We start from the raw sequence: 20,478 nt of genomic DNA on the forward strand, positions 1-20,478 counted from the left end.
TCGCTCCCCCTCTAGAGGGGGAGCTGCCGGTAGGCTGAGGGGGAGTAGCGCTTACCTCTCCATCTGTTTGCAAACGATGTAACCGCCAAACAAACGCCTAGCGCTCTTCCCGCGGAAAGGGTGCGGAGAGCAGCCTAGCCTCCGCGCGGCGTTCGGCCCCCTGCCCCAAAGCGTCGTAGCGCTCGCGCCGGGCTCTCACATGCTCGCCGCTCAGCCGGTGCTCCATGCCAAGACCGAAGGCGATGGTGGTCCTCGTCCAGTCTTCGCTGCAGACCCTAGGCCGCTCATGAACACGGCCCTCGAACCGCTCATCACGACGAAGCAGCCTGTACTGAACGTCGGGGTAGAGAGCGGAAAGCTGCCCGTCGACCATGTTCCGGCGCGGAAAACCCACCGCGCGCAAACCGTCCCGCTGCATGAGGGAGCAGAGGAGAGACAAATCCTCCCTGCCGACCTGAAGCGCCTCGTCGGTATCGAGGTGCAGCGTGTAGGGGTGGCTGGCAGCGGCCTGACCAGTGTTGCGCTGGGCAGCAAAGTCACCGGCCAGCAGACGGCGGATCACCCTCGCGCCGCGCGGATCGAACCCTAGTGGTTCCTCCTTTTCCGCGTCCACCACCAGCACGACCTCGGAAGCGATCTCCGCAGCCCTTCCGGCCGCCTCTTCTGCCCTTCTATCGTCCGCCCTGGTCAGAATGATGACGGAGACCTGCGGGGGCCGCCGCCCTTCGTGCGCTCGTAACGTGCCCTCGGCGACCTGGTCCTTGTGGCCGCTGAAAGCATCAGGATCGTCCGCTTCGAACGCCAGACCCTTCGCCAGGGCGAGCTGACGCAGCACGATGTCGTCGGCTCGCCACGCCGCATCAGGGGGAGCCCGGTACCGGCCAGGCACGAGAGAAGCGTCGAGCTCCGCCGCCGCGCGTTCTTCCTGGCCCTCCGGCGGCAGTGCCACACCGCAAAACGCGCATGGCGAGCCTGGTTTCTTCCTAGGCGCCAGGCACGCAAAGCAGCGGCCTGCGAAGTCGGCATCCATCGGTAGTCCGAGCCTCTTCAACCACTTATCAGCGCTCACTGATCCTCCGGACGGCACGCGGTACGGTCGGGACCTAGCTCTCTGCCGAGAAAAGGAACCATACCGCTCCCCTGCCCGTCAGAGGGGCGTGACTTACTTCAACCATCTGCCCTTCGCCCGTCCAGGCTGGGAGATCGCGCAGGGCGCGGGTCCCGTGCTGGCCACCGCCGTCCACGCCGGACACCTCACCGATCCCGACCTCGAAGACCGCTTCCAGCTCTCCAGCGAGGGCCGCCGCCGCGAAGAGGACCCGATGACCGGCATCTGGGCCTCGGTCGGCGATCACAGCTTCCGCTGCTTCGTCTCGCGCTTTCAGGTGGATCTGAACCGCGCCCGCGAGAAGGCCGTCTACATGACGCCGGACGATGCCTGGGGCCTCGACGTCTGGGCCGATCCCCCGGATGAGCGGCGCAAGGAAGCAATTCTCAAGGAATGGGACGCCTACTACGCCCTGATGGCGAAGTGGATCGAGCATCTGATCGCCCAGCACGGCACGGTCGTCCTCCTCGACATCCACAGCTACAACCACCGCCGCGACGGCGCCTTCTCCGCGCCCGGTCCCCAGGAGGACAACCCCGACATCGACCTCGGCGTGACGACCACGGACCATGCCCGCTTCGGCAGGCTGGTGGACATCATCGAGGAGGAGGTTGGACGCGAGGAGGCTGCGGGCCGAAAGCTCGATGTGCGCCGCAATGTGCGCTACCCGGACGGTGGTCATTGGCCTGAATGGGTGTACGCGAACTATGGCGAGAACGTCGCCACCGTCACCCTCGAGTACAAGAAGTTCTACATGGACGAGTGGACCGGCGCGGCCTTCCTCCCCGTGGTCGAAGACCTGCGCCAGGGCCTCACGCGCGCGGTTACGAGCCTGAAGCGGGAGCTCTCCCGGTGAGACCGGGTGAGAACTACGAGGTCTCTCCTGCGGCGGTAGAGTGCGACGAGGCGCTCTTGAAACTCGACCGCTCCATCGACTGGCTGCATCACCTCTCCCCTACGGGCAACCACGAGCGCTGGGATGCTTTCAAGGCCAGCGGCTACCGCGAGGCGCCCTCCCTCACCTATCCGAAGGTGGAGATCGACCTGGAGGAAGCGCGCCGGGAGCTGCAGTCGCTACCCATCACCGATGTGCGCGAGCCCAGGTTCCAGGCTCTCCTCCGCGCCAAGCAGGCCGAGCTGAACCTCCAGCTCGAGCTTCTCGCCCAGCGCGACAAGGCAGGCTTCCAGGCCATCTCCATCGAGCTTTTCGGCGGGGTGGAGGCAGTGCTTCTCAGCGATGCCAAGCGTATCCTCGAGACGGCACCCGTCGGAGAGAACATCCCGGAAGAGGTGGGTGCGGAGGAGATCGCAGGCGAGGCGCGCGCGGAGATCGACAGCTACCGGGAAGCGGCCCCCGACATCTGGGCCGAGGTCCATGTGGTGGACGACCTCAACTCCATGATGATGGTCAATCACGGCCACCTCTATATCGACCGCGACAGCCGCCTGCCTGAGGCCAGGCTCTGCCCCCTCATCGCCCACGAGGTCGGCGTGCATGTGGTCACCCGCTATAACGGTTTTCACCAGCCCCTGCATCTCTTCGAGGCCGGCACCGCCCACTACGATGCTCTCCAGGAGGGCCTGGGCACCTTCGCCGAGTTCGTCGCGGGCTTCCTGCCCCCCGCAAGACTGCGGGTCATCGCCGCCAGGGTCCTCGCCTGCGAAGCCGCGTTGCGGGGCGAGGACCTGCCGTCGATCTTCTCCCTACTGAAAGAGGAGGTCGAGCTTCCCGAGCACGACGCCTTCGACACCGCCGTCAGGGCGTTACGCGGCGGCGGTCTGACCAAGGACGCCTGCTACCTCAGGGGGCTGAAGGGTCTTCTCGAAGCCCTGGCCGCCGGGGAGGACTTCGAGACCTTCTTCTGCGGCAAGTTCGATCTCGGCCACCTCCCGGTCATCCGCACACTGCTCGAGGAGGGCTTCCTCGAACCTCCCCTCATCCTCCCCGCTTTCTTGAACCGCGAGGGCGCAGCCAAGCGGCTCGATCTCGCCCGCACCATCGACCTTGCCGATCTCTACCAGGAAGAGCCCTGCCCATGAAGCTGACCTTCGTCATCAACGATATCGCCACCGAACAGGAGAACTACACCACGATCCGTCTGGCCCGGCGCGCCATCTCCATGGGTCACCAGGTGGCGCTCGTCAGCATCGTGGATTTCGTCTACGAGCCCGACGGCCGCGTCTCCGGCTTCGGCAAACGTCCGCGGCGCGACGACTACGAGGACGACGCCGACATCCTCGGCGACCTGCAGGACGACGAGAACGAGGTGCAGAAGATCGCCATCTGCGACGAGGACATCGTCCTCCTCCGCTCGGATCCTGCCAACGAGGTCGTCAACCGGCCCTGGGCGCCGACCTCCGGCCTCCTCTTTGCCCAGATCATCGCGGCCCAGGGGGTGATCGTTCTCAACGACCCCAAGAAACTGACCGACGCGCAGAACAAGACCTACTTCCAGACCTACCCGGAGATCATCAGACCCGAGACGTTGATCACCCGCGACATGGCCGAGATCAAGACCTTCATCGAGAGCATGGGCGGCAAGGCCGTCATCAAGCCGCTGCAGGGCTCGGGCGGACAGGGCGTGTTCGTCATCAAGGACGACAGCACGGCCAACCTCAACGTGATGATCGAGGCCACGGTCCGCGACGGCTACGCCATCGTTCAGGAGTACCTGCCCAAGGCCGCCGAGGGAGACCTCCGCCTGCTGACGCTCAACGGCAGGCCGCTGGTGGTGGACGGCATCTATGCCTGCTTCAAGCGCTTCAACGAGAGCGGCGACGGACGCTCGAACATCACCGCAGGCGGCTCGGTGGAGATGGCCCAGCCCGACGCCGACGCCCTGCGCCTGGCCGAGATCGCCAGCCCCCGCCTCATTCAGGACGGCATGTACTTCGCCGGGCTCGACATCGTCGGCAACAAGATGATGGAGATCAACGTGGACACGCCCGGCGGCATCAACATGGCCGAGGACATCACGGGCAAGGACTTCTCCGGCGCCATCATCCGCGACCTCGAGCACAAGGTCCGTCTGAAGAAGAACTACCCCAACATGCCGACCAGCGATCTGGTTTGCATTTAGCGGCGCCCTCACCGTCATCCCGGAAAGCCGTCCGGCTTATCCGGGACCCATGGACCAAACCGTCTGAATGCCTGATCCATAAGGTCCATGGGTCCCGGCCCTTCACTGCGCTACGGTCGGGATGACGGCCCCTACTTAGCCGCCCTCCCAATCATTCTTCAGCCGGGGCGCCGTCAGCGCCATCAGCCCGGCAGCCGCCACGTAGAACACGCAACCCGTCAGGATCGCGTAGCGCAGGGACTCGTCGCCATAGCTTGCCGCGAGCTGGTCGGAGATGAGGCCGATGGCGGGCTGACCCACCCCGATGCCGATCAGATTGTTGATGAAGAGGAACACCGCCGAGGCCGTCGCACGCATATGCGGCGGCACTAGGTGCTGGAAGGCGGAGATGACAGGTCCAAGCCAGACGAGGCCCAGCGCTGTCGGCACGATCATCGCTAGGAAGACAAGCCCCAGGGAAGGCGTCAGCACGGCTACCGCCAGGAAGGGCACGGTGAGCGCGAAGGCGGCGGCGGGCACGAGCGCGTAGGCGCTCTTCCGCTCGACACCGAACTTGTCGGACAACATCCCACCGAGCCAGATCCCGGCGATCCCGCCGATCAGTACCACCGCGCCGTAGAAATAGGCGGCGTAGAGAAGAGGGCCCGCATTGTCCGGCACCAGCGCGTCCGGCATGAAGGCAATAAACGAGGCCAGCTCCCCGCCGAAGCTCCGCATCAGGAAGGACGGCACCCATAGAAAAAGCCCGTAGCCCATCATTGAGGAGCACGCCGCGCCGAGGCTGAGGCCCCAGAAGCTTGGCTTGCGCGCAAGGACCTTCAGCACCTCGATAAGCCCCCTGAGGGTGCTCTGCTGACCCACCGGAGTGACAGGCTTGGCGTCGAAACGTCCGCGCTCGGGCTCCTTGACGGTAAACAGCAGGAGCGGCGCCAGTGGCAGTCCTGCCAATCCTACGATGATGAAGGCAGCACGCCAGTCGAGATAGCTCAACAGGACCCCGCCCAGGATGATGCCGATGGCGCTGCCGATGGGAATGCCGAAGGAGTAGGCCGCCAGCGCCCGGCTTCGCTGGTTCGGTCGAAAGGAGTCGGCGATCAGGCTGTAGGCCGGCGCCACGCCTCCCGCCTCCCCCACGCCGACGCCGAGGCGCGCGAGGAAGAGCTGGGCGTAGTTCTGCGCTGCACCGCAGATAGCAGTAAAGAAGGACCAGATCGTCAGTGCGGCCGTCATGATGACGACACGGTTCTTTTTATCGGCGAGGGCGGCAACGGGTATGCCTATACCTGCGTAAAACAAAGCGAAGGCAAACCCCGACATCAGGCCGACCTGCAGGTCCGTCAGGCCGAACTCCGCCTTGATCGGAACCTGCAGGATACCGATGATCTGCCGGTCGATGAAGTTGAACGTGTAGACGAGGATCAGGACGAACAGGACCCATGCCCTGTAACCCGCGCTGTCGCTTCCCCTCGCGTCTCGCGCCGTCGTCGCGCTCACTCGCTCGGCTCCAGCCCTTCGAGAAACGCCTCGATGTCTCCCGCCACCCGGCCCGGCACCTCTTCCTGCGGCACATGGCCGATGCCCTGATACGTGATGAGCCTCGCCTTCGGCATGGCGTCCGCGACCAGAGGCCCGTGCATGGGGGGTATGATCCGGTCCTCCTCGCCCCAGATGATCAGCGTAGGCTGCTCTATCACCGAGAGGGTGTCCGACGGGTCAGGGAGGGTGAAGAGTTCGAGTGAGCGGATGAAGGCGTCACCATTGCCTTTCATCCGCTCACCGACCAGCGCCAGCTTCTGCTCCGTGATCACAGCGGGGTCGGCATAGACCGAAGCGAGGCTGGCGCGAAGGAGGGGTTCGGAAGGGCTGCGCAGGAAGAACGCGACCCCTGGCGGGATGGGTGCCGGCTCCTCCGTCACCCCGTTGAACGGAAACGCTCCAGGCGCGATCAAAACGAGGCTGCGCACCAGTTCGGGCTCCGCCGCTGCGAGCCTCCAGGCGATCAGCCCCCCGAGCGAGTTTCCGATCACCACCGGCTGCTCGAGAGCCAAGGCGCGGATCACCTCACCGGCGAAGCTCGCCCGGTCCCCCGGCGCATAGCGCTCCTGCGGGTCGGGACCGGTCAGACCGTGGCCGAGGAGATCGTAGCGGACCACCCGGTAGCGCTCGTCGAGCCTATCCGCCAGCGCGTCCCAGCTCTCCAGACTGAAGGTGAAGCCGTGGAGGAGCAGAAGCGTCGGTCCGTCTTCCGGACCGCTGACCCGGTACCGTATCCGGGCGCCTGCGACATCGGCGTAGAGATCAGCCGGCTCGTCCTGCGCAGGGGGCAAGACAAGCTCGGTTTGATCGGGGGCGGCCCCTGCGTTCTGCGTTCGCTGCTGCAGGCCCGTCCAGACGAAAACAGCCGCAACGGCGAAACCCAGAAGACCTAAGATGGCGAACACGATACGCATCGTGAGGAGCTTCCCGACGGCCGACCGTGATGCCGGGCCTTTCCAAGACGGTTGCGGCGCGTCCGAGGCGGCAGACCATCGAACCGGTCCGCCTTAACGCCTCTTTCGAGGCGCCGCTTCCATCGTTCCCTACAGGCCTCAGGTTAGAGGCTCGCGAGCCGCATTGGCTACGACAGCTTCGATCCTGCCGATTGAACACTTCCGCTCGCGTGGGAACGGTTCAGTCGCCGCGCAGGAGGTCCCCCACCCCGCCGAGGACCGAACTCTCGCCCTGCCCGCTGGAGCCGGCATTGGCCAGCACCCGTCCGGCCAGGCGCGAGAAGGGCAGGCTCTGCAGCCACACCTTGCCGGGGCCGCGCAGCCGAGCGAAGAACATGCCCTCGCCCCCGAACACCATGGTCTTCACGCTCCCCGCCAGGGTCACGTCGTAGTCCACCGTGGGCTCCAAAGCCGCAAGGCACCCCGTATCCACATGCAGCTCCTCACCGGGAGCCAGCACACGCTCTTTGATCGCGCCGCCGAAATGCACGAAGACCATGCCGTCGCCGGTTAGGCTCTGCATGATGAAGCCCTCGCCGCCGAACAGGCCCGCCCCGATCTTGCGCCGGAAGTCGATGCCGATCTGCACCCCCTTGGCCGCCGCCAGGAAGCTATCCTTCTGACAGATCAGCTTGCCGCCGTTCTTGGCGAGGTCCAGCGCCAGGATCGTGCCCGGAAACGGCCCGCCAAACGCGACCCTCGCCTTGCCCTGCCCCTGATGGGTGAAGACCGTCGTGAACAGGCTCTCACCGGTCAGAAGCCTCTTTCCGGCTCCGAGAAGGCCCCCCATGAACCCGCCGGTCTGGGCCGAGCCGTCGCCAAACACCGTGGTCATGTCGATCGAGGCGTCCTTGTACATCATGGAGCCCGCCTCGGCCACGGCGCTCTCGCCGGGGTCGAGCTCGACCTCCACATACTGCATCTCCTCGCCGAAGATCTCGTAGTCGACTTCGTCCGCTGCACCCATGCTGGCCTCCGCTTGCTGCGCGCAATGTAGGAAGCGAGAACCCCCCACGCACGCGGTTTGCGCAGTCCCTTCCCCCCTGTCCGCGCCCGCGCTACGCCGCCCTCATGTTCACGAGCTTCTTCCGCGCCCTCAAGGACCGCGACGTCCCCGTCTCTCTCCGCGAGTACCTGACCCTGCTCGAAGCGATGAAGCAGGACTTGGCCGATATGCGGGTCGAGAACTTCTACTACCTCTCACGCGCGGCCCTGGTGAAGGACGAGCGCCATCTCGACCGCTTCGACGCGGTGTTCGGAGAGACCTTCAAAGGGATCGAGAGCCTCGCCGAGATGGCTCCCGAAACGGCCGAGCTGCCGGAGGACTGGCTCCGCGCCCTCAACGAGAAGTACCTGACGGACGAGGAGAAGGCCCAGATCGAGAAGCTAGGCGGCTGGGACGAGCTGATGAAGACGCTAGAAGAGCGCCTGAAAGAGCAGGAGAGCCGCCACGAGGGCGGCAATAAGTGGATCGGAACCGGCGGCACCTCCCCCTTCGGCAACTCGGGCTACCACCCAGAAGGCGTGCGCATCGGCGGCCAGTCCAGGAACAAGCGCGCGGTCAAGGTCTGGGAGAAGCGGCAGTTCAAGAACCTAGACGACCAGAAGGAGCTCGGCACACGGAACATCAAGATCGCCCTCAGGAAGCTGCGCCGCTTCGCGCGAGAGGGCGCCGCCGACGAGTTCGACCTGTCCGGCACGATCGACTCGACCGCCCGCCACGGCTATCTCGACGTGAAGATGCGCCCCGAACGGAGGAACGCGGTCAAGCTCCTCGTCTTCTTCGACATCGGCGGCTCCATGGACCCCTATGTGGAGCTCTGCGAGGAGCTCTTCTCTGCTGTCCGGTCGGAGTTCAAGCACCTCGAATACTTCTACTTCCACAACTTCCTCTACGATTTCGTGTGGAAGGACAACAACCGCCGCTGGTCGGACAAGACCCCCACCTGGGAAGTTCTGCACACCTACGGTTCGGACTACATGGTCCTCTTCGTCGGGGATGCGTCGATGTCCCCCTACGAGATCACCATGCCCGGCGGCTCGGTCGAGTACTACAACAAGGAAGCCGGCGCCATCTGGATGCGCCGCCTGCTGCAGATCTACGAGAAGGCCGTCTGGCTCAACCCCGTGCGGGAGGACCGTTGGAAGTGGACGCCGAGCATCGACCTGACCGAGCAGCTCTTCGATGGACGGATGTTCCCGCTGACACTGGAGGGGCTGGAGAAGGCGATACGGGAGCTGAAGCGGTGACCAAAACGATTCTTGATATTGCCCAACTACTTTCCGAGTTAGCAGAGAAAGGTGCTGTCACCGATCCAGCTGAGTGGAAGCTGGAAGTCGATGGGGACATGGTTCTGGTGGACGGAAACGTTGTAGCCCTCATCAACTTGGCGGAGTTGAGTCTGAGACTTGCTGCGTCAACTGACGTTCATTCACACTACCATATCGCCGATAGTGGTTGGCCAGAACAGTCCTCCGTCGAACTTGTGCTAGGACGTCACTGATCAACCCAAGACCGAGAAGGTGAGAGCGGTCCTAGCCCTCTCCGCCCTCCGGGCACCTCCCCCACTCGTGGGGGAGAGAAGCAAGGAAGCGTCCGCCGCCCCCTCCTCGCTTCCCCTCCTTGAGGGGAAGCTGCCGGCAGGCTGAAGGGGAGGCAGCGGAGCTGCATAGGAACGTTGTGTGAACACGCTTAATGGGTATGAACGTACAATGGCCTGCAAAACCACTAACCGGGCACGGAATCTGCGGAATACCATGCCGCTAGCCGAACAGCGCCTCTGGTTTCACCTGCGCCGCAAGCACCTACGCTACCGCTTCAGACGTCAGCACCCGGTCGGTCCGTTCTTCCTCGATTTCGCCTGCGCTAAACTGAAGCTTGCCATCGAAGTCGATGGGGACAGTCATTTCGAAGACGAGGAAGCGCTGCTGTATGATCACCGCCGAACCGTGTTCCTTCAATCCGAAGGCTGGACCGTCTACAGAGCAACGAACCGGGAGGTTCGCGAGGAGATAGAGGCGGTTCTGTCCGGTATACTATCGGTTGCCGACGAAGTCGCTTCCAATCCGACGCGGTAGCCCCCTCCGCCCTTCGGGCACCTCCCCCACCAGTGGGGGAGGGAAGCAGCAGCAATGTTGGCCCTCTATCTCGCTCCCCCACAAGTGGGGGAGCTGCCGGCAGGCTGAGGGGGCTTACGCCCCCACGCACCAAATTATCCCCGCCCCTTCTCCATGCCCTACAACCCTCCCGTCAGCGGATGGCCCCCCGGGCCAGGGGACGGAGCGGCGCCTTCTTCCGTACCGGCTGCTGACCGCGAGTTGTGCCTTAGGGGGCGCTTCGGTTCTGGGGGCGGTGTGTCCGCTTAACGTCCGGGTGCCGAAAGAAAGACCCCGCCGGGTGAGCTAAGGATTGGCCCTGGCGAAGCACCTCTTACGAGCACGCGCGGCTCGGGCCCTGGGAAGCCCTCAGGCTGCCGCACAGTCATTTTTCGAACCCTCCGCAGCAGCCAGCCGCGCGTGGTCCCCGAACGACCTTTCCGTAAGTCCGCCGCGAGGCGGATGTTCGGTATGGCCGTAGTGCGGTCAGCGGCGCAGCAATTGGCCGCGATCCTCGTTGGTCTCTACAACGCGGCCAACCCTGACCAGCAGACCGCCCTACCTACCGCTTCTTCTTCTTCCCCTCATACGGATTTTCCCCGGCCCGAAGGAACACCCGCACCGGCGTCCCCTCGAGCTCGAAGCTCTCCCGCATCGAGTTCACCAGATACCGCCGGTAGCTCTCAGGCACCTCCGCCGCGCGCTGGCACTTGATGACCACCGTCGGGGGCCGGGTCTTGATCTGCGCGGCGTAGCGCATCTTGATCCGCCTGCCCCCTACCGCAGGCGGCGGGTGGTGGGCGACCACCCCCTCGAGCCATCGGTTGAGCTCAGCAGTCTTCACTTTGGCGTTCCAGTCGCGGTACGCCTCGACGATCATCGGCATCAGCTTGTCGATGTAGCGGCCCGTCAGTGCCGAGAGGAACACCACCCGCACCCCACCGAACTGGGGCATGGCGCGCAGGGCGTCGAGGCGCAGCTCCTTGGCGGCGAGATCCGTGTCCTCCACCAGGTCCCACTTATTCACGACGATGACGGCGGCCCTACCCTCCTCGGCGATGAAGTCCGCGATCTGGAGGTCCTGCTTCTCGAAGGGCTGGGTGGCGTCGATCACCAAGACCGCCACCTCGGAGAAGCGCACCGCGCGCAGCGTGTCGCCCACGGAGAGCTTCTCCAGCTTCTCCTGCACCTTCGCCTTCTTGCGCATGCCCGCCGTGTCCCAGAGGGCCACCGGCCAGTCGCGCTCTCCGTCGGACCAGACCCAGTCCACCTCAATGGAGTCGCGGGTGATCCCGGCTTCAGGACCGGTCAGCATGCGTTCTTCTTGCAGGAGCTTGTTGATCAGCGTCGATTTGCCCGCATTGGGCCGCCCGACGATCGCCACACGGAGGGGTTTGAACTCGGGGTCCTCCTCCTCGTCCTTGTCGGGGTCGATGCCATGACGCTCCACGGTCTCGGCCATGGCCTGGTAGAGGTCGGCCATGCCCTCGCCATGCTCGGCGGAGATGGCGATGGGGTCGCCGAGGCCGAGCTCGTAGGCCTCATAGGCGCCCTCCTCGCCGCGGCCTTCCGTCTTGTTGGCGACCAAAACCACGGGGGTGGGCGAAGCGCGCAGGATCTCTGCGAGGTTCCTGTCCTGCGCCGTCAGCCCCGAGCGGGCGTCCACCATGAAGAAGGCGATGTCGGCGTCGGCGACGGCTTTTTCTGTCCCCTCCCGCATCCGCGCCTGTAGACTGCCGTCGGCGGCATCTTCGAGCCCTGCGGTATCCATCAGCCGCACGTCGAAGTCACCGAAGGTGATGTCGAGGTCCCGCCGGTCGCGGGTCACCCCCGGCTGGTCATCCACAATGGCCAGCTTCCGCCCGGCCAGGCGGTTGAACAGAGTGGACTTGCCGACATTGGGACGGCCGATAATGGCGAGCTTGAGCATAGCCGGGCGCCGCTAGCAGATGCGGAGGGGGATGTCATGTTGCGTTGTAGGTTCTCCACCGCGTCATCCCGGAAAGCCGTCAGGCTTATCCGGGACCCATGGACCGGACCGAGCAGGCTGCGCTGCCGTTGTGGCTGTCGTTACCCACAGGCCATGGGTCCCGGCTCTCCGCTTCGCTACGGCCGGGATGACGGAACATAGAACCCTAGTTCGCGAACACCGCGATCAGCACCACCGCGAGAACCCCCGCCGTGGTCAGCGCCGTATAGCCCACGGTCCAGTTGCGCGAGAGCCTGCCGCCCGGCCCCGCCGCAACGCCCAGGCCGGAAAGAAGCGCCGACTGCCCCTCCTTGATCCCGCCCCAGACGCGGTGCCAGACGGCGACCACGCCGTTCTTCGCGGCCATCACTGCGCGGTAGCCAGGCACGCGCCAGAACCAGTCCACATCGAGATTCGTCGACCGCACCTCCGCCGGATAGAGCTTGAATCTGACCAGCAGCATGAAGGCGAGGATCGCGAACATCAGAAGCTGCATCTGCGTTGCCACATGCTCGAAGGTATAGGCGTGGTAGTCTGTCTCGTAGGGCAGCAGTCCGTAGAGGATCGGCGGGTAGATGCCGATCAGGATGCAGACAAAGGCCGCCAGCCCCATGGCGATCAGCATGGGCCGGGGCGCCTCTTCCGGCCTCGGCGCCCCTCCCCGTAAAGATGGCGCGAAGCGGTCATGGGCGAAGAAGGCGAAATACGGGATCTTGATCCCTGAGTGCTCTAGCACACCGGCGGAGGCGAAGAGGAGCGCCAGATAGGCGAAGAACATATGCTCCTCGGCTGCGGCCAGGGTTATCATCGACTTGGCCACGAAGCCCGAGAAGAGAGGGAAGGCCGAGATCGACAGGGCACCGATGATAGTGAAGATGGTGGTCAGCGGCATGGATTTGTGGAGGCCGCCGAGCTCCGTCGCCTTGGCCGTCCCCACCCGGACGAGCACCGCGCCCATGCCCATGAAGAGGAGCGCCTTATAGGTGATATGGACGAAGGCGTGGGCCGCCGCGCCGTTGATCGCCAGTTCCGTACCGATGCCGATGGCGGCGACCATGAAGCCGAGCTGGTTGTTCAGCGAGTAGGCCAGCACCTTGCGCAGATCGTTCTCGATCAGCGCGAAGAAGACCGGGAAGGCGGTCATGACGCAGCCGATGGGGATGAGGATGTCGGTCCCGGCAAACCCCCTCGCCAGGGCGTAGATGGCAAGCTTGGTGGTGAAGGCCGACAGCATCACCGCGCCCACCGCCGAAGCTTTCGGGTAGCTGTCCTGCAGCCAGGTATGGAGCAGCGGGAAGCAGGCCTTGATGGCAAACGCCAGAAGGATCAGCGCCGCCGCCGGGTTGGTTCCCGCCTCGGTGAAGAGCTCGAACGCGCCGAACTCGGAGGAACCTCCTGCGTTCAGGTGCAGAACGATGCCAGCGAAGAGCGCGAGGCCCGAGATGACCTGGATGACGAGGTAGCGCATCCCCGCCTTGAACGCCATGTGGGTGCCGCCTGCCCAGACGATGAACACGGAGGAAAGGGCTGCGATCTCCCAGTAGATGAAGAGGGTCAGGAGGTCCCCCGCCAGCGCTCCGCCAATGGCCGAGCCCGCATAGATGAGGCCCGTAGACGCCTCGATCTTGGTGGCGTGCTGCCAGCCATAGATGACGTTGAGGAGGGCGGCGAAGTGGAAGATGGTGGCGAAGATCACCGACAGCTTGTCGAGCCGGAGCGGCGCGAACTCATAGCCCATCACCTGGGAGACGCCGTAAATCTGCGCGTCCCCCATGGGGCCGACGCCCAAGGAGAGGAGCTGCAAGAAGCTGAGGACCACGGCGACGATGCCGATGATGCCCCGGCCCCTGGGTCCGAAGAAGACCATCAGCGCGCCGAGGGTCATCAGGATGACGGCGGGGCTCGTATCGGCGGGCAGGAACGGGATCATCGGCGTGCGTCCCCTAGGTCCGCATCGTCCACCGCCACCTCGTCGTCGCGGCCGATCCTCGGAAGCTCCGCCTCGGCGCCGTCATAATAGCCTTCAGGGCGCATCAGGATCTTGCGCAAATGCTGACCCGCCAGGACGATGAAGGAGAAGCTGAGAAAACCCACCACGCCGTAGAAGACGGGGAAGGCGTCGAGGGTGAAGTGCGGGTGGGTCTTATGCAGGATCGCCAGCACCACATTCATCAGTGCAAAGAAAGCGCAGGTCGCCGGAACGATGATCCAGATGAGCCGCAGGGTCTTCGGTGTCTCGAATACGCTGCGCTCTTCGGGCCTGATTTCAGGGTGGTCGCTCATAGCCCCTCCACCAGGGGTTCGAGATAGCGGACGAGGTCGCCCATGAGGAAGAAGAGAACGAGGCAGCCGACCGCCGTGACCCAGGCGGGTACCAGGGCGGCGGCGGGGGCCTCCTGGATGCGGCTGTCGTCCATGCCCTCAGGGACTGGGTCCATGAAGGCCCTGACCGCCGGGGGTAGGAGATAGACGATGTTGAGGAGGCTCGAGATGATCAGCACCGCGATCAGGATCAGGTCACCCGTCTCCGCGCTACCCAGCATCAGGAAGAATTTGGGCCAGGTGCCTGCGAGGGGAGGAAGCCCGATGATGGAGCACGCGCCGATGATATAGGCGGCGAACGTATACGGCATGATGCGCCCCAGCCCTCTCATATCGGAGATGTATTTGAGGTGATGCGCCGTGGCGATGGCGCCTGCGCACATGAAGAGGGTCATCTTGCCGAGTGCGTGGGCGGCGATCTGTGTGCCGCCTCCTAGGATGCCGTAGCGGGTGGCGAGCATCGCGGCGAGGGTCACGTAGCTGAGCTGGCTGACCGTGGAATAGGCGAGGCGCGCTTTGAGATTGTCCTGGGTCATGGCGATCAGCGAGGCGGCGAGGATGGAGAAGGCCGCCACGTAGAGGATCACGTCCGACATGCCTGAGGCGGCGATATTCGAGGCGCCGAAGGTGTAGAGGCTGATCTTCAGCACACCGAAGACCCCTGCCTTCACCACGGCGACGGCGTGAAGGAAGGCCGAGACCGGCGTCGGCGCGACCATGGCGTTGGGTAGCCAGGGGTGGAAGGGCATCAGCGCCGCCTTCGCCGTACCCCAGACCGAGAGGCTGAGGAGGATGGCGAACACCACGGGCATGTTCTGGACGAGCTCACCCAATATGCCGCCAAGGACAAAGTCCGTGGTCCCCGTGAGGCCGTAGATCCAGATCACGGCGGGCAGCAGCAGCCCGATGGAGGTGCCCATCAGGATGCCGAGATAGACCCGGCCCCCTGCCCTCGCTGCGCCGTTCCTCTCATGGGTGACTAGGGGGAAGGTCGAGACCGTCAGCGCCTCGTAGAAGAGGAAGAAGGTGAGAAGGTTGCCGGCATAAGCGATGCCGAGCGCCGCCGAGATCGCGGCGCAGAAGGCCATGTAGAAGCGGGTCTGCGCCTTCGCGCCGTGCCCCCTCATATAGCCGATGGAGTAGACCGTGTTGACGATCCAGAGGCCTGAGGCGATCAGGGCGAAGAGCGCTCCCAGGGGCTCGGCGGCGAGGCGAAGGGAGAGGCCCGGCAGCATCTCCACGATCTCGACGGTGGGCCGCTCGCCTGCGCCGACGGCGATAAAGACTGTCAGGGTGCAGTATAACGTGACAGCGCCGGTGATGAGGCTAGCCGCCTCGCGCAGGTTCGGCTGGCGGTCGAGAAGCGCCACGGCGCAGAGGCCGAGGACGGGCACAACCATGGAGACGAGCATGGCCGTCTCAGGCGAGAGAAGGGAGAAGAGCGCAGCCATTACGAAGCACTCCCGAAGCCTAAGCCCGTGCCCAGAAGGCTCTCAGCGGCAGCGCGGCAGAGCTCGATCAGTCCGCCTGCGTCGATACCGAGATAGAGGGTCAGCCCTGCCATCAGCAGCATGGGGATGGTCATACCGAGCGGCACGGCCTTCACGGGGGCGTTGTTGTCAGGATCTTCGAGCAGCATGGTCCAGGCGATCCGGCCCACATAGGCCACCGCTAGAAGCGAAGAGGCCACGATCATCAGCACGATCAGCAGGGTTGGCACGGGCTGTACGCTTCCGAACGCCGCTTGGATCAGCACCCATTTGGAGATGAACCCGCCAGTCAGCGGCACACCGATCAAGGACAGGCCACCAATGAGGAAGGCGGCGGTGGTGATCGGCATCTTCTTGGCGAGGCCCTTATAGGCCGAGAGCCTGTGCGAGCCGACGGCGAAGAAGACCGCGCCCACGGCCATGAAAAGCGCGCTCTTCATCACCGCGTGCTGCACCACATGGACGAGCGCCGCACCGACCCCGTCCACCGTGGCGAAGCTGATGCCGAGCAGCATGTAGCCGATCTGGGCCACGGAGGAGTAGGCGAGGATCATCTTCACGTCCTCGCGGAAGATGGCCACCGTCGAGGCGTAGAACATGCCGATGAGGCCGAGGATCAGGAAGAAGGTGAAGGCGACATCGGCGAAGCCGAAGCTGAAGCCGAAAACCGTGAAGAGGAAGCGCAGCATGGCGTAGATCGCCACCTTGGTGCTGGTCGAGGCGAGGAACGCCGTCACCGCCGAGGGCGCGTAGGTATAGGCATCGGGCAGCCAGCGGTGCAGCGGGAACATGGCGAGCTTCAGGGCGATGCCGGTGACGATGAAGGCGTAGCCTGCACGCACGACCTTGTTGTCCTGGCCCTGCATCTGCTCGTTGATGTCGAGCATGTTCAGCGTACCCGTCACCTGGTAGAGGAGCCCGAGACCGATGACGAAGAAGGTCGCGCCGATGGTCCCAAGGACCAGATAGGTGAAGGCCGCCGTCAGTGCCCGCCGGTCCCGCTTCGCCCCCAAGGCCACGAGGGTGTAGGTCGAGAGCGAGCTGATCTCCAGGAAGACGAAGACGTTGAACGCGTCCCCCGTCGCCACCACGCCCATGAGGCCCGCGAAGCAGATGAGGAACATCGCGAAGAAGGCGCTGATCTGGTAGCCGTTGATCTCCGCCCTGATGCTCTCGATCGCATAGGGAAGGGTCACGGCGGCCATGAGCGAGACGAGGCTCATCACGATCGCGCCGGCCAGGTCGATGCGGTAGACGATGCCGAGGGGGCTGGCCCAGCCGCCGAGGGCGTATTCGGCAGCGCCGCCGGTCGCGATCTGCTGCAGCAGCATCACCGAGAGGATGAAGGCGCCCCAGGCGACCACGGTGGCGAAGCTGCCGGAAAGCTTGTTGTTCGGCAGCAGCAGGCACACCGGCGCCGCGATCAGCGGCAGGATGACCGGGAGGACGGGGAGGTCATCAAGGAGCATCAGACGAGCACCTCGGCCCGGTCGTCCTGGTTGTCGATGGCTTCCAAACGGTCCTCTTCGACGGTGCCGTAGGCCTCACGAATACGCACGGCCAGGGACAGGCCCACAGCGGTGGTGGCCACGCCGACGACGATGGCGGTGAGGATGAGGACATGGGGCAGCGGATTGGAGTAGAGGATCTCCGTACCATGATCGAGCGCGGCTTTGGCCACATCGCCTGCGGGGGTCTCGGCCCTGGCCAGTTCGTTCACCGCGCCTTCGGGGGCGGTGTGGAGGCTCTCGCCGGGTGATAGCTCCGCATGGGTCTCTTCGATAGTGTTGACCGCGCCGCCCTCATGCAGGGGATCAGATGCGTAGCTGTCCTCGTGCTCGCCATAGGCTGTGCCATGGGTGCTTTCCGCATGGTCGCCGCCATGCTCTTCGCCGTGCCCCTCTTCCGCATGACCGCCGAGCAGGATGGGAGCCGTGCCGCCGAACACCTTGCCCATGGTGATGTAGAAGATGAACACGGAGGTCTGGAACAGGTTGAGGCCGATCAGCGTCTTCACGAGGTTGCCCCGAGAGAAGACGATATAGAGCCCCGTCATCATCAGCGCGATGACGATCCAGTAGTTGTAGCGTGCAAGGATGAACTCGATCATTACCAGCTATCGTCCATGGGTTCGGGCTCTCTCCCGGCGAAAGCGTAGTAGATCTGCAGCATGGTCGCGGCGACCGCGAGGCCCACGCCGAGCTCCACCGCGATGATGCCGATATGCTGGCCCGCATGGTGGTGGCTGTCCGGCTGGATCACGTCGTAGTCGAGAAAGTTGCCGCCGAAGAGCAGCGTATAGACGCCCGTGCCGGCATAGATCAGCACGCCGAGGGCCATACCGACCGGCAGCCAGCTCGGCGGGATGACCCGCTGGCAGCGGTCGAGGCCGAAGCCGAGGGCGTGGAGGATGAAGGCCGAGGCCAGGATCACCCCGGCCTGAAAGCCGCCGCCGGGGCCGTAATCGCCGTGGAACTGCACATAGAGGGCGAAGAGGATGATCGGCGCGAAGAGCGTTTTGATCGTCACGCGGAGTATCAAGTGACCCATAACGTCAGTCCCTTCCGCCCTTGCCGCCGCCGCGCAAGGTCGTGCCCAGCAGCAGCAGACAGGCTAGGCCCGCGGTAAACACCACCACGGTCTCACCCAGCGTGTCGAAGCCCCGGTAGCTGGCGAGGACGGCGGTGACGATGTTCGGCACCTCCACGTCCTGGGGCGTCTGGGCGATGTACTCCGCCCCCACATAGGCGTTGGCAGGGGCCTGGGGGTCGCCGAAGGCAGGCATGTCGATGGTGGAGTAGACCAGCGCCCCGCCGGTGACGAAGACGATCAGCAGGGGGAGAAGCTGGCGCCGCCTGTCCACCGGCATCTCGCGCTTGGCGGTCAAGGCAATGCCGGAGAGGACCAGCACGGTCGAGACCCCCGCCCCCACCGCGGCCTCAGTGAAGGCCACGTCCACGGCATCGAGCGCCACGAAGAAGGCCGCCGAGAGCAGGGAGTAGATGCCGGACAGCATGGCCACGCCGAAGAGCTGGCGCATTCGGATCATCGACACGGCGGTGGCGACGAGGAGGGTGAGGATCAGGATCTCGATCGCCACCGAGGCGGCCTGCCCGGTCACTTCCATCATCGGCTCGGCATCGCTGGCCGCCGCTGCGAAGAATAAGATCATGCTCATCGCTGCAGCTCCTTCTCGCGCTCGGCTTCTGGGCTGAGGGGCACATGCTCGCGCAGGAGCAGCTTGCCGGTCAGGGGGGCCTCCCGGCCTGCATAGGCGGCGTGGGCGACGGAGTGGGTGGCGACGGGGCTGGTCATCAGGAGGAAGAAGATGATGAGCAGGATCTTCACCGCCGTCATCACGTCCGGCACCTGAAGCAGCAGCCCCAAGAGGATGAGGTCGGCGCCCAGCGTGTCGGTGACCCCGGCTGCGTGCATCCTGGTATAGAAGTCGGGAAAGCGCAGAACGCCCACCGCGCCGATGAGGACGAAGGCTCCCCCCGCCGCCAGCAGCAGAAACGACAGGATGTCGAGGATCAGCAGCATCAGCGAAGCTCCTCCCTCGCGGGGTTCTCGTCGGACATCACCCCCGTCAGGCGCCCGTAGCGGAAGAATTTGAGGATCGCGATGGTCGCGATGAAGTTGATCAGCGCATAGAGGAGCGCGATGTCGAGAAAGGCCGGGCGCCCTGTCAGGAACCCCAGCACGCCGAGGAGGAGCACGGTCTTGGTGCCGAAGCTGTTCACCGCCAGCACCCGGTCGTAGACCGTCGGCCCTACGATAGCCCTGGCCAGCATGAGCGCCATGGCGACGATGATGGCGATGCCTGCGGTCAGGTACATGGCCTAGCGGTCCCCCTTCGCTTCGAGGCGGGTCGCCTTGTCACCCATCTCGCAGATAGCGGGGACATCCGCGAAGCTCTCGTCGAGGGCGTGGATCAGAAGGCTGTCCTCACGCACATCCACCGTCACTGTGCCCGGTGTCAGGGTGACGGAGTTGGCGAAGATGGTGCGGGTCAGGTCGCTTGGCTGGGGGGCAGGCACCTTGATCAGCTTGGGGGCCAGCTTGATGTCCTTCTTCAGCACCTCGCGGGCCACCTGGATATTGGCCTTGCCGATCTCAAGGAACAGCCAGCTCATATAGGGGATGATGCGCGGGAAGATCGAGGTCGGCACCCCTTCACGGTCCACCACGTCGGCCCTGTCGGCGAACCACAGGGTCAGCCCTACGGAGAAGACGCCGAAGGCCACCAGCGTGGCGTAGTTCCAGTAGCCCGACAGCAGCAGCCACAGGGCGCAGAGCCCAGCGATTAGCACGAGCGACCTGCCGGTCGTGGCGAAAAAGCTCTTCAAGCCGTCAGCCTTTCGAAGCGCGGGATGATCCGAAGGTGAACCCCCCCGGTAAGCGACGCCGGAAAAAAGGCAGTTGCGCCCCATCCGTCAACCGCTGATCGCGGCTCTGCTACCCCAAAGCACCTTTCCGATCGGTTTGCGGGGCGAAGGATGGGGGAAAAGGCGCTTTCCGCCCATAGGTTCACAGTTTGATGTCCTCCGGGGAGCCGGAGCCTGGCGGGTGGTGTTTTGATGACGCCCTGCTTAGGTTGATGCCGATAGGAGACCGTTCATGCGCTCAGTTCTTGTTCTCGCCGCCGTGCTGCCGCTCGCCGCCTGCACGACCACCGCCCCCGAGGCCCTTGAAGGTCCCTACGCCACCGAAGGCTTCTCCGATGGTTGCCGCACTGCGGAGGCCCGCCAGGCCGCGTTCAACACGCAGGTGTTCCGCAACGAAGAGCTGTTCCGTCTCCAGCCGAGCTACGCAGCCGGCTGGCGCCAGGGCTATAATGAGTGCTTGAAGCAGGCCGATGACAGCCCCGAGCCCACGAGTTTGGGCAATCCGCGGACGATTCCGTAAAGCGCTTTCCTCCCCT

At 64.7% G+C, this 20,478-nt stretch carries 22 protein-coding genes; 7 read left to right on the forward strand and 15 right to left on the reverse strand.

Annotation, left to right across the window (positions count from 1 at the left end):
• Positions 1-97: 97 nt before the first annotated feature.
• Positions 98-949, reverse strand: a complete 852-nt coding sequence (locus NOG11_RS11480; protein WP_256619906.1) for a glycosyltransferase family protein — start codon at positions 947-949, stop codon at positions 98-100.
• Positions 950-1,157: 208 nt separating this feature from the next.
• On the opposite strand from NOG11_RS11480, the gene NOG11_RS11485 reads away from it, so the two are divergent.
• Genes NOG11_RS11485 through NOG11_RS11495 form a run of 3 tightly spaced genes read left to right on the forward strand, consistent with a single transcriptional unit; the run spans position 1,158 to position 4,188 of the window.
• Positions 1,158-1,964, forward strand: coding sequence for an N-formylglutamate amidohydrolase (locus tag NOG11_RS11485; protein WP_256619907.1), 807 nt, complete (start codon positions 1,158-1,160; stop codon positions 1,962-1,964).
• A complete protein-coding gene (locus NOG11_RS11490) occupies positions 1,961-3,148 on the forward strand; it encodes a tyrosine/phenylalanine carboxypeptidase domain-containing protein (RefSeq protein WP_256619908.1) in 1,188 nt (395 codons plus the stop codon). Before NOG11_RS11485 ends, NOG11_RS11490 begins: the two co-directional genes overlap by 4 nt.
• Positions 3,145-4,188, forward strand: coding sequence for an ATP-grasp domain-containing protein (locus NOG11_RS11495; protein ID WP_256619909.1), 1,044 nt, complete (start codon positions 3,145-3,147; stop codon positions 4,186-4,188). Before NOG11_RS11490 ends, NOG11_RS11495 begins: the two co-directional genes overlap by 4 nt.
• A gap of 135 nt (positions 4,189-4,323) precedes the next feature.
• Here NOG11_RS11495 and NOG11_RS11500 read toward each other — a convergent pair whose 3' ends face one another.
• The 3 genes from NOG11_RS11500 to NOG11_RS11510 all read right to left on the reverse strand — a co-directional run bounded on the left by NOG11_RS11500 (position 4,324) and on the right by NOG11_RS11510 (position 7,644).
• The gene (locus tag NOG11_RS11500) at positions 4,324-5,682 is read right to left on the reverse strand and encodes a spinster family MFS transporter (protein ID WP_256619910.1); all 1,359 of its coding nucleotides are present in this window, start codon (positions 5,680-5,682) and stop codon (positions 4,324-4,326) included.
• On the reverse strand, positions 5,679-6,638 hold the full coding sequence (locus NOG11_RS11505) for an alpha/beta fold hydrolase (RefSeq protein WP_256619911.1): 960 nt from the start codon (positions 6,636-6,638) through the stop codon (positions 5,679-5,681). The genes NOG11_RS11500 and NOG11_RS11505 overlap by 4 nt, the downstream gene beginning before the upstream one ends.
• Positions 6,639-6,858: 220 nt before the next feature.
• Positions 6,859-7,644, reverse strand: a complete 786-nt coding sequence (locus tag NOG11_RS11510; protein ID WP_256619912.1) for a TIGR00266 family protein — start codon at positions 7,642-7,644, stop codon at positions 6,859-6,861.
• A 104-nt stretch (positions 7,645-7,748) separates the two neighbouring features.
• Between NOG11_RS11510 and NOG11_RS11515 the strand changes: the two genes are divergently transcribed.
• The 3 genes from NOG11_RS11515 to NOG11_RS11525 all read left to right on the forward strand — a co-directional run bounded on the left by NOG11_RS11515 (position 7,749) and on the right by NOG11_RS11525 (position 9,755).
• Positions 7,749-8,927 (forward strand): vWA domain-containing protein, encoded by a 1,179-nt coding sequence (locus NOG11_RS11515; RefSeq protein ID WP_256619913.1) that lies wholly within the window; start codon positions 7,749-7,751, stop codon positions 8,925-8,927.
• Positions 8,924-9,181 (forward strand): Imm32 family immunity protein, encoded by a 258-nt coding sequence (locus tag NOG11_RS11520; protein WP_256619914.1) that lies wholly within the window; start codon positions 8,924-8,926, stop codon positions 9,179-9,181. Before NOG11_RS11515 ends, NOG11_RS11520 begins: the two co-directional genes overlap by 4 nt.
• Positions 9,182-9,389: 208 nt before the next feature.
• Positions 9,390-9,755 carry an endonuclease domain-containing protein gene (locus tag NOG11_RS11525; protein WP_256619976.1) on the forward strand — a complete coding sequence of 122 codons (366 nt, stop codon included), beginning with the start codon at positions 9,390-9,392 and terminating at the stop codon, positions 9,753-9,755.
• Positions 9,756-10,335: 580 nt separating this feature from the next.
• Here NOG11_RS11525 and der read toward each other — a convergent pair.
• The 11 genes from der to NOG11_RS11580 form a co-directional block, all read right to left on the reverse strand.
• Positions 10,336-11,703, reverse strand: coding sequence for a ribosome biogenesis GTPase Der (gene der, locus NOG11_RS11530; protein WP_256619915.1), 1,368 nt, complete (start codon positions 11,701-11,703; stop codon positions 10,336-10,338).
• 205 nt (positions 11,704-11,908) lie between these two features.
• Positions 11,909-13,672, reverse strand: a complete 1,764-nt coding sequence (locus NOG11_RS11535) for a Na(+)/H(+) antiporter subunit D (protein ID WP_256619916.1) — start codon at positions 13,670-13,672, stop codon at positions 11,909-11,911.
• Positions 13,669-14,025, reverse strand: coding sequence for a hypothetical protein (locus NOG11_RS11540; protein ID WP_256619917.1), 357 nt, complete (start codon positions 14,023-14,025; stop codon positions 13,669-13,671). Before NOG11_RS11540 ends, NOG11_RS11535 begins: the two co-directional genes overlap by 4 nt.
• On the reverse strand, positions 14,022-15,515 hold the full coding sequence (locus NOG11_RS11545) for a proton-conducting transporter transmembrane domain-containing protein (RefSeq protein WP_256619918.1): 1,494 nt from the start codon (positions 15,513-15,515) through the stop codon (positions 14,022-14,024). Before NOG11_RS11545 ends, NOG11_RS11540 begins: the two co-directional genes overlap by 4 nt.
• On the reverse strand, positions 15,515-17,023 hold the full coding sequence (locus NOG11_RS11550) for a monovalent cation/H+ antiporter subunit D family protein (RefSeq protein ID WP_256619919.1): 1,509 nt from the start codon (positions 17,021-17,023) through the stop codon (positions 15,515-15,517). The genes NOG11_RS11545 and NOG11_RS11550 overlap by 1 nt, the downstream gene beginning before the upstream one ends.
• Positions 17,023-17,664: a sodium:proton antiporter gene (locus NOG11_RS11555; RefSeq protein ID WP_256619920.1), complete on the reverse strand. Its 642-nt coding sequence runs from the start codon at positions 17,662-17,664 to the stop codon at positions 17,023-17,025. Before NOG11_RS11555 ends, NOG11_RS11550 begins: the two co-directional genes overlap by 1 nt.
• Positions 17,664-18,104 carry a Na(+)/H(+) antiporter subunit B gene (locus tag NOG11_RS11560; RefSeq protein ID WP_256619921.1) on the reverse strand — a complete coding sequence of 147 codons (441 nt, stop codon included), beginning with the start codon at positions 18,102-18,104 and terminating at the stop codon, positions 17,664-17,666. Before NOG11_RS11560 ends, NOG11_RS11555 begins: the two co-directional genes overlap by 1 nt.
• 4 nt (positions 18,105-18,108) lie before the next feature.
• Positions 18,109-18,732, reverse strand: a complete 624-nt coding sequence (locus NOG11_RS11565) for a DUF4040 domain-containing protein (protein WP_256619922.1) — start codon at positions 18,730-18,732, stop codon at positions 18,109-18,111.
• The gene (gene mnhG / locus NOG11_RS11570; RefSeq protein ID WP_256619923.1) at positions 18,729-19,097 is read right to left on the reverse strand and encodes a monovalent cation/H(+) antiporter subunit G; all 369 of its coding nucleotides are present in this window, start codon (positions 19,095-19,097) and stop codon (positions 18,729-18,731) included. The genes NOG11_RS11565 and mnhG overlap by 4 nt, the downstream gene beginning before the upstream one ends.
• A complete protein-coding gene (locus tag NOG11_RS11575; RefSeq protein ID WP_256619924.1) occupies positions 19,097-19,393 on the reverse strand; it encodes an MrpF/PhaF family protein in 297 nt (98 codons plus the stop codon). The genes mnhG and NOG11_RS11575 overlap by 1 nt, the downstream gene beginning before the upstream one ends.
• Before the next feature lie 3 nt (positions 19,394-19,396).
• Positions 19,397-19,903, reverse strand: coding sequence for a Na+/H+ antiporter subunit E (locus tag NOG11_RS11580; protein ID WP_256619925.1), 507 nt, complete (start codon positions 19,901-19,903; stop codon positions 19,397-19,399).
• Positions 19,904-20,174: 271 nt separating this feature from the next.
• On the opposite strand from NOG11_RS11580, the gene NOG11_RS11585 reads away from it, so the two are divergent.
• Positions 20,175-20,462: a hypothetical protein gene (locus NOG11_RS11585; RefSeq protein ID WP_256619926.1), complete on the forward strand. Its 288-nt coding sequence runs from the start codon at positions 20,175-20,177 to the stop codon at positions 20,460-20,462.
• Positions 20,463-20,478 lie beyond the last annotated feature (16 nt).

The organism is Parvularcula maris (assembly GCF_024505085.1).
Classification (GTDB): domain Bacteria; phylum Pseudomonadota; class Alphaproteobacteria; order Caulobacterales; family Parvularculaceae; genus Parvularcula; species Parvularcula maris.